Annotated in this window: 1 pseudogene; it reads right to left on the reverse strand. The window is 62.6% G+C overall.

Annotation, left to right across the window (positions count from 1 at the left end):
* Positions 1-567 (reverse strand): annotated as a pseudogene (locus OO12_RS13605) (hypothetical protein); the annotation flags it as partial.

A 567-nucleotide genomic window follows, 5' to 3' on the forward strand; every position in this document is an offset into this window, starting at 1 on the left:
TAGCGTGTGGTTTGCGGCGTGCCCGGGGTGCCGCTGCCGGCGCCATCGGGATCGGGCACGAGATAGCGGGTTTCGGTCTGAAGCTCGTTCTTGGCCGTGTAGGTGCGGGTGATCGTGTTGCCGAGCGCGTCGCGCTGCGAGATCATGTTGCCGCGCGCATCGTAAGCGAAGACGGTGACATTACCGTCACCCAGATCGACCGAGGTGACATCGCCATTGGCGTTGTAGGTGAACTTGCGAACCTGTGCGACCGATGTGCCATTGGCGGGCGGCGCGGTGATCTGCAGCAGATTGCCCTTGGCGTCATAGCTCAGCACCGTCTGCTGGCCGAGCGCATCGGTGATCGTGGTGCGGTTGTTGGTCGTATCATAGGCGAAGCTGGTCGTACGGGTAACGCCGCTGGCGACGGTCTCGGTCAGCGAGGTCACACGGAAGTCGGCGCCGATCTGCGTATAGCCGATCACCAGTGACGATCCGTCGCTCTGGGTGATGCCGGTGATGCGCTGGCTCGTGCCATCATAGCTGATCGTGGTGGTGTAGACGTCACCATTGGCAATGCTGCCGTCG

This window comes from Sphingomonas sp. ERG5, assembly GCF_000803065.1.
Taxonomy (GTDB): domain Bacteria; phylum Pseudomonadota; class Alphaproteobacteria; order Sphingomonadales; family Sphingomonadaceae; genus Sphingomonas.